General features: G+C 49.1%; 6 protein-coding genes. 1 reads left to right on the plus strand and 5 read right to left on the minus strand.

Translation table 11 applies throughout. The features are described from left to right. Positions 1–29: 29 nt before the first annotated feature. From ACFQ0N_RS13075 to ACFQ0N_RS13095, 5 genes are all read right to left on the minus strand, one after another. The gene (locus ACFQ0N_RS13075) at positions 30–926 is read right to left on the minus strand and encodes a carbohydrate ABC transporter permease (RefSeq protein WP_379326645.1); all 897 of its coding nucleotides are present in this window, start codon (positions 924–926) and stop codon (positions 30–32) included. Between the two features lie 31 nt (positions 927–957). Continuing rightward, on the minus strand, positions 958–1,869 hold the full coding sequence (locus tag ACFQ0N_RS13080) for an ABC transporter permease subunit (protein ID WP_379326647.1): 912 nt from the start codon (positions 1,867–1,869) through the stop codon (positions 958–960). Positions 1,870–2,054: 185 nt separating this feature from the next. Further along, the gene (locus ACFQ0N_RS13085; protein WP_379326649.1) at positions 2,055–3,869 is read right to left on the minus strand and encodes a sensor histidine kinase; all 1,815 of its coding nucleotides are present in this window, start codon (positions 3,867–3,869) and stop codon (positions 2,055–2,057) included. Further along, on the minus strand, positions 3,844–5,496 hold the full coding sequence (locus ACFQ0N_RS13090) for a response regulator (protein ID WP_379326652.1): 1,653 nt from the start codon (positions 5,494–5,496) through the stop codon (positions 3,844–3,846). Before ACFQ0N_RS13090 ends, ACFQ0N_RS13085 begins: the two co-directional genes overlap by 26 nt. Before the next feature lie 103 nt (positions 5,497–5,599). Continuing rightward, the gene (locus ACFQ0N_RS13095; protein WP_379326654.1) at positions 5,600–8,308 is read right to left on the minus strand and encodes a family 78 glycoside hydrolase catalytic domain; all 2,709 of its coding nucleotides are present in this window, start codon (positions 8,306–8,308) and stop codon (positions 5,600–5,602) included. Positions 8,309–8,439: 131 nt separating this feature from the next. Between ACFQ0N_RS13095 and ACFQ0N_RS13100 the strand changes: the two genes are divergently transcribed. Then, the gene (locus ACFQ0N_RS13100; RefSeq protein WP_379326656.1) at positions 8,440–9,318 is read left to right on the plus strand and encodes a helix-turn-helix domain-containing protein; all 879 of its coding nucleotides are present in this window, start codon (positions 8,440–8,442) and stop codon (positions 9,316–9,318) included. Positions 9,319–9,788 lie beyond the last annotated feature (470 nt).

Genomic DNA, 9,788 nt, shown 5'->3' on the forward strand with positions numbered 1-9,788 from the left:
ATCTTCTCTAATAGTAACGCTGAACATCATTAGCCTTTTACGGCGCCAAGCATAATGCCCTTTACAAAATATCTTTGCAGAAACGGATATACAAACATGATCGGAATAATTGAAATAATCGTAATCGTCATCTTGATCGATTCCGGCGACACCTCATCCGTTTTCAGCATCCCGCCCGATGTTTGCTTCACCGCATTATTCGCCAGTTCACTTGCTTCGTTCAAATAATTGTATAAAATGAGCTGGATCGTCTGCAGACTCTCTTTATTGACGAGAAAAAAGTTGTCCTGCCAGGAATTCCACAGGCCGACCGCCGAATAGACCGCGACCGTAGCTACAATTGGTTTGGAAAGCGGAAAAATGATCGCATGAAAAATTTTCATAAATCCTGCCCCATCGATCTCAGCCGACTCTTCCAGCGAGGCGGGAATGGATTCAATATATGTTTTGACCAGTATGATGAAAAAGGCATTGACCGCACTAGGAATGATATACAGCAGGAAGCTGTCCTTCAACCCGTAAGTCTTCATCGTCAAGTACCACGGGATCAAGCCGGCATGCAAATACATGGAGGCGATCACGAAACGGTAAATGGCTGTTCGGGCGAACATTTCTTTTCTGGTCATAAAATAAGCAAACAGCGACGAGGCGTATACACACAGCACAGTTCCCAAAATCGTCTTGCAGGCGGAAACAAAAAATGCTGCCGGGATCGTACCGAGCGACATAATCCGCACATAGCTGCCAAGTGTAGGCGAAACGGGCCATAAGAAGATGCCGCTCGCCGAAGCGCCCGGATCGCTGAGCGAATAAATAAACACATAATAAAACGGATACAGGCACAGCAGCGCAAACACGATCATAAGCAAATAATTAAACACATCAAACAGCTTGCTAGCAAACGTTTCCTTGCCTTGAACCGGCATGTCCTTGATCTCCTTCCTGGTGCATAAATGGCTACACTAGCGATTGACCACGCAGCTTTTTGGAAAGTCTGTTGACACTGAACAGCAAAATGAGACTAATGATCGACTTCAGCATTCCAAGCACAGTGGCGTAGGAGTAATCGTTAGTACGAAAAGCAGCGCTATACACGTAATAATCAAGCACATTCAGCTTCTCTGAGACAAGCGAATTGTAGAAGACAAAATACTGATCGAACCCATTGTTCAACAGATTACTAATCTGCAGCAGCAGCAGTACGAAAAATGTCGGCGCCAGATTCGGCAGTGTGATGTGAACGGCCAGCCTGAACCGGTTGGCACCATCAATCCTGGCCGCTTCATACAACTCCCCGTCAATTCCCGCAATGGCAGCGATGTAAATTATCATTGACCAACCAAGCGTCTTCCATATGCCGAGCAGCAGCTGAAAAATCCAGGCCCAATCTGCATTGCCCATGAGACCGATGACCGGAATCTCCAGTCCCAGCTGCTTCATGATGGTGTAAACGAATCCGCCGGACGTCGAAAACATCGCATACGATAGTGAAAACACAACAATCCAGCTAATGAAATTAGGCAACGTTGTCGCCGTCTGGATGAATTTTCTGAATTTCCCGTTCTTGATCTCATTCAACAGGATCGCCCCGATCATCGGCAGCGGAGCTGTCAGCAAATTCAAAAAGCTCATCGCCAGCGTATTCTTCATCACCTGAAGAACCGTGTGCCGATCCGAATACAGCTTGGCAAAATTGTCGAAGCCAACAAAATTCATTTGATCGAGCCGCAGTGCTGGCTTGTAATTGAAGAAGGAATAGATCCAGCCAAATAAAGGCACATATGAAAACATCAGCACAAAAATGACAAACGGCAGCGCCGCCAAAAACAAAGTAAAGCTTCTCTTTTTGCCTACTCTACCTGCACTCATCTGTCTCCCCCCTTTGTCTGCTAACTGCGCGAGCAGGCACAGGCTATCCATTGATACACACCAAGTATACCGGGAGAGGAAACAGATTCCGATGAACGCAGCAACAAAAAATATAACAATATTACGCATCAATAAAAAGAAAACGTAAATACCCTGCAAGCCTTCTAAAAAAATCTTGGACGATTTTACGATTTTCGGACAACGGGGATTTTCAACTCGACTACAGTGCCATTGTCCGGCTCGCTGTGAAGGGATAGCCCGTATTTCTCGCCAAAATGAAGCCGCACCCTCCGCTGCACATTGCCAAGTCCAATTCCCTGCCCACTGTCTTCCTCCTGACCGGACCGATCCGCTTCCGCATCAAGCGTCATTGCAACCTCCTTCAGCCTCTCATGCGTTATCCCTCTTCCGTTGTCAGCAACCCGAACTACAATATCATCGCCCTGGCGAGCGAATGTAATGGTGATATGACCGCCGTTCCGGTTGTTTAGCCCATGATAAATCGCGTTTTCAACGAGCGGTTGAAGCATGAAGCGAAGTATTTTTTCATTTTTCAGCTGCTCCGGAACGAGAATTTCTGTCCGAATGCTCTCCGCATAACGATAATTCATAATTCGGATATAATGCTTTGTATAAGCGACCTCCTCTTCTATCGTGCACCACACATCATGCTTTTGAAAAAGAGGGCGCAGCAAATCTCCAAGCGTCGTAACGCTTTCTGCGATATTGTCGGCCTTCACCATAACAGCCATCCATTTGACTGTATTTAATGTGTTGTATAAGAAATGCGGGTTAATTTGCGATTGCAGCGCTTTGATCTCGATTTCACGCTTCTCCTCCTCAATCGCCTCTTTCTGCCCGATCACTTCTGACAGCCTCATGGACATCCGGTTGAACTGCCTGATCAACACCTCCAGCTCGTTGGAATATGTTCCGGCCTCTACGGTCATCCCAAAGTTGCCTTGCTCTACCTTTTTCATCGCTGCAGTGAGGCGAATCAATGGGCGGGTCACACGCCGAATCCAATAGAAAGATAACAAAGTGGCCAGTAGCACCCCCAATGCGAACATGGTCAAGCCAATCTCCCGCAATGTAAGTACATCTTTGCCGAATACACCGAGCGGAATTTCCGAAACCAGCTTCCAGTTCAAACTGTCCACATTGCGGATGACGATCTGCCGCGGCGGTTGCTTTGGCTCTGCTCTTATTTGCCCAATTTGTGATTCGTCATAATGGGAGACGATGACTCCGCTGGCATCCGTCATATAAAGTTCATTTTCCGGCACTTTGCTGGCATTGTTATAAATTTTTGTAAACGTTCTCATGTCAATATTGATCATTACCGTACCGACCCGCTTCCCATATGTAACGCTCCTGGCAGCCGATATATAATAACCGGACTGTCCGGCTTGCTTGCCCAACTCCCGGGCTGTTGCGCCCGATTGCCATACATCATCCTTCTTGATGCCGCCCAGCCAGATCAGCTTCTGCGGCTCCATCATCGCGGCAGGATAAACGGCAGCTATGTATTGGCGGTACAGCTTGCTGTTTTTATCAAACTCCACCTGATTTTCCAGCTGGCTTATTTTAATGACAAGTCCCTCTTCCAAAAAAAACGCGACAGACTCGATCGCCGGGTAGCTGGCCAACTTATCCGACAAGCCCCGAAATAAGTTGTATAACACAAGCGACCTTTCCAAATCCGATAGCCGCCCGTAATTCATCAGAGTTTGCAGATCCGCTACTCCGCCAGTCTGGCCCTGCATCACGATCTGTCTGGAAACATAGTCGATTTCATTGCGAAAGGCAGTCAAGTTGTAATCGTACTGCGCAAGCTGCACGATATTATTGTTCTCCCAGTTGCTTCGCAGCAAGTTCGCAATCCCTGAGTAAGCGAAGATTACGCTAATAACGAATACCAGAATAAACATACCAATAAAAGAGGCAACAAGCTGGTTCGCCAGCTTTCTGTTTTTAATTGCGCGGAACGTTTTGATCATAAACACGGCCATCCTCGCTGCGATTTTCGACAAAACGGCTTTTGCGGTATTCATTCGGCGCCATGCCGCAATAACGCTTAAACATCCGGCTGAAATAGCTCTCGTCCGCATAGCCGACTTCAAGAGCGACTTCATAGGATTTCATTGGGGTATCACGAAGCAGTTGCTTCGCTTTGTCCACCCGAATCCGGTTCATATACTCTACCAGACTAAACCGGAGCTCCTTTTTGAACAGACTACTCAAGTAATTCGGGCTCATATGCACATGATCGGCAATCTCTTGCAAGGAGAACTCTTCCCGGTAATGCGTCCGGACAAAGGCCGCCGCCTCAGCGACTTCTCTCGTTAACGCCTTCATTCCATACAGGCACTCATTTACTAATGACACATATCGCTTGAAGCAATCAATCGTCTCCTCCAAGGTCGCATGCCGCTGAATCTGTTCGGTATACTCAAACGCCAATCTCGATACTTCGCTTAGACGGTAATCCTGAAGGTGAATGGCCGGCCAGTGCACCCATCTGACGAATGCAAGAGTGAGCTCATTTCTTGTTATTTCAGTCTCGGCAAGCTCATGAATACGACGGTCTATTTCCTTGTTATAGTCGGGGGAAGCAACCTCGATCTCCTTCAGCATCATCTGCAGCTTCTTCAGCGTTTTTCTCCGGATGTCGCAGCCCTGCAGCTCCTTCCAGTAGATCATTGGCGCCGCTCCGGCAAAATAGCGGTATTCAAGCGTCTCCTCGCATTGCACATACATGGCTCCCAGCTTTCCATAGCCATCGTATTGCTCGCTGATTGCAAAAGTCAGCGTCGTGTTCAGGTAGGTGCGCATGACAACATTGGCATGATTAAGAATATTTTGCAGTTGATCGCGTATCTGCCGTTCGTCTCCCGTTTCCGGGAAGCTGAACAGCAGCAGATAGCGGTCATCCTTCTCATGAATCACTTCGCCACGGCCAACCCCTTGTAGCACTTCGTCCAGTATATTAAGAACAGAAAAGCGAATTAAGCTCCCGTGCTTATCATGAAATCGCCGTTCAATCCGCTCATAGTCGCGAATCGATGCCAGACACATGACGAGCCCTTCGGGAGATAACCGGAGACCAAGACGGCCCGCAATATCCGAAAACTGCTTCTCCGAGTAAGTCTGATAGAAGAGATAGTCTTTCACGACTGCCTCCTTTTTGCGGGGCAAATCGATCTCTAAGCTATTATGACGGCGGTTGTCAGATTCATTTTCTGCCGCTTCAGCCTCTAATTCAGCCTTGACTTTACCCAGAACAGCTTCGATCTCGTTCATTGTCATTTTAAGCTTCAAAATATAATCGGTAACGCCAAGCTGCAAAGCTTTATGTACGTAGTTAAATTCCTCATGGACGGTTAAAACGACAATTTTCGTTTTTTTATCGTTTTCTCGAATTTTCCCAATAAGCTCCATGCCGTCCATAAGCGGCATTTTAATGTCGGTAAGGATAATATCCGGCTTCTCTTTTAAATAAACGTCCCATGCCTCTTCTCCGTTAGCGACATCAGCGATGACCTTCATGCCGTACTTCTCCCAATTAATCGAATTTTTCATGCCGATCCGCACGAACATTTCATCTTCTGCAATGACGACTTTCAACAAGATGCTCCCCCCAAAGATCAAGATAGTCCGTATCAAGAAAAAGCTGTTCCTGCACGAAATGAATTCGTTCAAGAACAGCTAGTATATTATATGCTAGTATTTAAGACGTCAACCTGTATGAGAAGTGATAACGGCCAGATCCAACCAGGAAACGGACTCCGTCGGTTGTTTCTGCCGCAGTCTGCCGATGTTCCGCCAGCACGTCCGCAAGCAGTCTACCGCCTTCCGCAACCTCCAGCAATCTTGCTCCCGGAAGCACAATTTCCGCTGAGGTGTTTGGCGGAACAATCACAGACAGCTCAACTTGCCCATTGTCAATCCTCCAAGCGGATTCAATTCGACCGTAAGGGGAATTCAGAACTGCTCGGGCAGTAGAAAGCCCATCGGCGCCAAAACGGGGATGGATGCGGACTCGCTTATAGGCCGGCTCCGCCTCATTCATATCCAGGCCCGCTACATAGCGATATAACCAATCGCCAATCGCGCCGTAAGCATAATGATTGAATGAATTCATATTATCACTCCAGAACGAGCCGTCAGGCTTAATTCCGTCCCAATGCTCCCATATAGTCGTCGCTCCCTTGACAACCGAATAGAGCCACGATGGATAGCTCTCCTGCACGAGCAGCTTGACCGCAGTCTCATGATAGCCGTTATCCGATAAAGCCTGGCAAAGATAAGGCGTCCCTACAAACCCGGTCGTTAGCCGGTAACCATTCTCTTCCACCAGGCGGTTTAGTTCCCGCGCAGTCCGTTCTCGCGCCCCGCCTTCAACAAGACCAAATTGCAAAGCCAAGACGTGCGCAGTCTGCGTTGGTGATGCAAGCCGCCCGGAAGGCGTAACAAATTCTTCATTAAATCGGGCCTTAATACGCTCTGCGAGCTCGCTGTAATATTGTGCATCGTCAGTACGCTTCAGCACATTGGCAGCCTTCTGAAGAAGCGATGCGCAATAAGCGAAGTATGCAGTAGCAATCAAGTCTTTGGGCGTTGCGCCGATATAACTGTTTTCTTTGGCGTCCAAAGCAAGCCAGTCGCCGTAATGCTTGCCCGTATTCCACAGCAACTCGTCCTCCCCTTGGCCGCGGACAAAATCGACCCATGCTTTCATGCTCTCATACTGCGATTCCAGCAAACGAATATCGGCAAAGCTGATATAGGTGATCCAGGGACAAATGACCGCGGCGTCCCCCCAGGCTGCGGAAGAATGCGGACTTGTGCCCATCGTTCCGGAAACATGGTTGCCGAGCACATCGGGAATGACAGAAGGGACGCCGCCATCGGGGCGCTGATCCGCCTTTAAGTCCCGCAGCCATTTGGTGAAAAATGGCCCCACCTGATAATTGAACGCCGCTGTGCGGATAAAAACCTGCGCGTCCCCCGTCCACCCAAGCCGCTCATCACGCTGCGGACAATCTGTCGGCACATCGAGAAAATTGCCGCGCTGCCCCCATACAATATTTTGCTGCAACCGATTTACCAGCGGATGCGAGCAGGAGAACTCTCCGGTCTGCTCCATATCGCTATGGATTACTTCGCCGGCAAAGCTGCCCAGCAGTACATTATCAGCCGCCTGCCACCCTTCCACCTTGACATAGCGAAAGCCTTGAAACGTAAAGCAAGGCGCATAACTTTCCGTTCCTCCGCCTTTGGCAATATATTCAACCGCTTGTTCTGCATGGCGAAGATTGCCTGTATAAAAATTGCCCTCTTTATCCAGCACCTCCGCGTGCCGCAGCTTAATATGCGTTCCTGCCGGCACATTTAAGGTCAAACGCATCCGCCCTACCATATTTTGGCCCATATCCAGCACACATTCCCCTGCCGGCGTATGGATGACCGCCTGCGGATATAGTGTTTCAATAACGCGCACAGGCTCATTTTCCTGAGGGACCAACTGCGCGTATGGCAAGCTGCACACCACTGCAGCGCACCATCCCTCTTCATCATATTGAGCGGTAGTCCAGCCCGACCTTTCCAATCGCGCATCATACAGCTCGCCGGCATAGATTTCTGATAAGAGAACGGGGCCTGTCGCACACTTCCATGAGCTGTTGCTGGCGATTACTTCCTCACTTCCGTCCTTATAACGGACATGAAGCTGCAGCAGCACAGCTCTCTGGCTGCCGTAATAATTGCGGTTATCCTTCTTGACCAGCTCTCCCTTGTACCAGCCGTCGCCGACCATAACCCCAATTGCGTTGCCTCCGGATTTCAGCAGGCCGGTAACATCATAGGTCTGCACTTGGTGCCGCTTGTTATAGCTGGTCCAGCCTGGCGCGAACAGAGCGTCGCCAACACGGCTGCCATTGACAAATACCTCGTATACCCCTGCGGCGGTCGCATACATCCGGGCACGGACAATTCCGCTTTTCAGTTTATAGTGCTTCCGCAGCAAAAATACAGGCTTCGCATGGGGATCGATATGCTCCGGATCCGGCGTAATCCAGCTCGCTTTCCACTCGTTTGCCGCCAACAAGCCCGTTTCCCACCAAGCGACGTCGCTCCAGCCCGACTCACGGCCGTAATTATCCCAAACGTTGACTCGATAGGAATAGCGGGTTTGGGAACGCAAATCAGGACCCCCGTACAGCACCTGAATGGATTGCTCCGAGTCTACTTTGCCGGAATCCCACAGCAATCGGGTAAAATCCGCTTCATGCCCCGACACTTGAATTCGGTAGCTTGTCTGCCGCGTTCCTCTCCTTTCAGAGAGCAGCTTCCAGCTAAAATGCGGCCTTTCTCCGTCTGTGCCTAGCGGATTCACCCGGTAATTGCATGTTAAAGCTTCTAGTTTCAGTTTTGTCATAATGGTCTCCTCTGCTTTATGCTTGAGCATTGTTACGCATCATTATAAAATATCAATACTGAGCATAACCCTGTCTTTTCAGACAATTTAGCATGGCGAAACAGACAAATCTAGCGAAAGGGATCTTTCCGATGCCTATAAAACGAAGTATTGATCTTTATCTTGGGGAGCTTTTTTTTCGCGGCAAGCTGCCTATTTACTTTAATCGGTCAGTCGAACGCTACAACCAGATTGAACACCGGCATGATTTTATTGAAATCAGCTATGTGAGCGAAGGTAAGGGCACTCATTATGCGGGCGACCAAGCAATCCCCGTCTCGCAAGGAGACATTTTCCTCATTCCAGTTGGTCTTTCCCATGTGTTTCGACCCTCAGCGCAACCTAACCAGCCGCCGCTGATCGTCAACAATCTGGTCATCTCCCCCGATGCCGCAGCAAAGCTGCTTGGTTCACTTCCCGGCGGAAGCGAGTTGCTTCCACTGCTCAAACATACCGATTACCAGCATTATCGGGATCATTACGGCGAGCTGCAGCGCAGCTTTCAGCAAGGACGCTTCGAGTACGTCTCCTCCCGTCCGGGGAGAGAAGCGGCTCTGTATGCGTATGCCCTAGCTATCTTTCTCTTTCTCCATCGCGCAGACAGCAGCATCCGGCAATTAGCCGCTGCGCTCCCTGACCGTATGGAGGCTGTATTCGATCTCATTCGCCGCAAATACACCACCGCTTTGACAACACGAGAGCTCGCGAAAACGCTAGGTGTCGGGGAAAGGCAATTTCACCGCTTGTTTGTCAAGTATGCCGGCATGACGCCTAAAAACTATGTACAGACTGTCCGGATCCGTGAAGCCTGCGAGCTGCTGCGGACGACAAATCGCAAAATAAGCGATATTGGCTCCGCTGTCGGCTATGAGGATGTTGATTTTTTTGTCAACGTCTTCCGCGAAATAACCGGGATGCCGCCTGCTTTATACCGAAAAGAGCAGCGCTGCAGCACTAATGGGCAAAACTGAGCAGCCTTGCTGCGTATCCCGGAGATCAAGCGGACACACGATCCTTTATTTGCAGATTTGGCTCGATTTTTATGGTGGTTGGAAGCCATTAGAGGATCTACGGTCCGTCTATCGTGTCAAGACAACCGCGGCGCCACCACGCCACTGCTCGGCAAACGGAAAAAAGGCTCAAATGTTGCAGCTTGTGCAGCAAATCTATAAGGTGAGGCTAACATGGGCTCGAATTGTTGCACGAAATACAACAATCTGCTCCTCTAACGGGGGTAAACGGCGATGATTGTTGCAGAACGTACAACATTTCGGGAAAGACGGCAGAAACCTTGTTGAAATGTTGTATTCTGTGTAGGCCTGTTGATTAGCCAAAAAAAGGTATGCAATAAATGGTAAAAAACTAATAAAAAAGACCGTCCAGTCGATGTAATGTTTGTCCCCACAAACTAATCGAAACGAGGCGGTCTCATGAAAAAGTT

Origin of the sequence: Paenibacillus sp. GCM10027626 (assembly GCF_042676285.1) — a bacterium.
In the GTDB taxonomy this organism is placed as follows: Bacteria; Bacillota; Bacilli; order Paenibacillales; family Paenibacillaceae; genus Paenibacillus_Z.